The sequence below is a fragment of the Enterococcus spodopteracolus genome (genome assembly GCF_030441955.1).
In the GTDB taxonomy this organism is placed as follows: Bacteria; Bacillota; Bacilli; order Lactobacillales; family Enterococcaceae; genus Enterococcus_B; species Enterococcus_B spodopteracolus.
In genome coordinates this window covers 1-1,482 of record NZ_JARJHD010000041.1, presented here as the reverse complement: position 1 = coordinate 1,482, position 1,482 = coordinate 1, and the positions used below count along the sequence as shown (strand labels likewise).

Genomic DNA, 1,482 nt, shown 5'->3' with positions numbered 1-1,482 from the left:
GGTAAAGATTCCCCACGCCAATCCGGCTGGTTGCCTCCTTCGTGAAGACAAACTCACCACGGTGAACAATCCCCGCTGGCTCATATTTGCCGCCGGTTCCCGTAAATCCTCCGGTTGCAAAATGGAATTTCGCCGCAGCGGCCTGAATGGCTGTACCGCCTGACGCGGATGCGCCGCCACCAACAGCCCCGCCAATGGCGCTGCCGATACTCCCGACAATCCCCACCATTGCCTGCTTAAGCAGAATTTCTGTCATCATGGACAGCACGGAACGGGTGAAGCTGCGCCAGTTCTGCTCACTGCCGGTCAGCATCGCCGCCATATTCTGTGCAATACCATCAAAGGTCTGCGTGGCTGCACTTTTTACCTGCGACATACTGTCCGTGGCGCTCTCTTCCCACTCACTCCAGCCGGACTTCAGGCCTGCCATCCAGTTCCCGCGAAGCTGGTCTTCAGCCGCCCAGGTCTTTTTCTGCTCTGACATGACGTTATTCAGCGCCAGCGGATTATCGCCATACTGTTCCTTCAGGCGCTGTTCCGTGGCTTCCCGTTCTGCCTGCCGGTCAGTCAGCCCCCGGCTTTTCGCATCAATGGCGGCCCGTTTTGCCCGTTGCTGCTGTGCGAATTTATCCGCCTGCTGCGCCAGCGCGTTCAGGCGCTCCTGATACGTAACCTTGTCGCCAAGTGCAGCCAGCTGGCGTTTGTACTCCAGCGTCTCATCTTTATGCGCCAGCAGGGATTTCTCCTGTGCAGACAGCTGGCGACGTTGCGCCGCCTCCTCCAGTACCGCGAACTGACTCTCCGCCTTCCACAAATCCCGGCGCTGCTGGCTGATTTTCTCATTTGCTCCGGCATGCTTCTCCAGCGTCCGGAGTTCTGCCTGAAGCGTCAGCAGGGCAGCATGAGCACTGTCTTCCTGACGATCGCCCGCAGACACCTTCACGCTGGACTGTTTCGGCTTTTTCAGCGTCGCTTCATAATCCTTTTTCGCCGCCGCCATCAGCGTGTTGTAATCCGCCTGCAGGATTTTCCCGTCTTTCAGTGCCTTGTTCAGTTCTTCCTGACGGGCGGTATATTTCTCCAGCGGCGTCTGCAGCCGTTCGTAAGCCTTCTGCGCCTCTTCGGTATATTTCAGCCGTGACGCTTCGGTATCGCTCTGCTGCTGCGCATTTTTGTCCTGTTGAGTCTGCTGCTCAGCCTTCTTTCGGGCGGCTTCAAGCGCAAGACGGGCCTTTTCACGATCATCCCAGTAACGCGCCCGCGCTTCATCGTTAACAAAATAATCATCCTTGCGCAGATTCCAGATGTCGTCTGCTTTCTTATACGCAGCCTCTGCCTTAATCAGCATCTCCTGCGCGGTATCAGGACGACCAATATCCAGCACCGCATCCCACATGGATTTGAATGCCCGCGCAGTCCTGTCTGCCCAGGTCTCCAGCGTGCCCATGTTCTCTTTCAGGCGGCGGGTCTGGTCATCAAACC

At 57.3% G+C, this 1,482-nt stretch carries 1 protein-coding gene; it reads right to left on the bottom strand.

Annotation, left to right across the window (positions count from 1 at the left end):
- Positions 1 to 1,482: phage tail tape measure protein (locus tag P3R27_RS14270; protein WP_301399120.1), on the bottom strand; the 1,482-nt coding region annotated here is incomplete at both ends.